Below are 209 nucleotides of genomic sequence, written 5' to 3' on the forward strand. Positions count from 1 at the left end.
TCTGCCCCGCACTCGCGGGGATGAGCCCCCTCGACGGGCTTGACCCCGCCGACTATCCGCGTCTGCCCCGCACTCGCGGGGATGAGCCGGTGCCGGCGATTCTGGGTATCTCGCGGTTTAAGTCTGCCCCGCACTCGCGGGGATGAGCCCTTGGCGGTGTAATCCTCGTTGAGTTCCCGCACGTCTGCCCCGCACTCGCGGGGATGAGC

Origin of the sequence: Corynebacterium sp. HMSC070H05 (genome assembly GCF_001837615.1) — a bacterium.
In the GTDB taxonomy this organism is placed as follows: Bacteria; Actinomycetota; Actinomycetes; order Mycobacteriales; family Mycobacteriaceae; genus Corynebacterium; species Corynebacterium coyleae.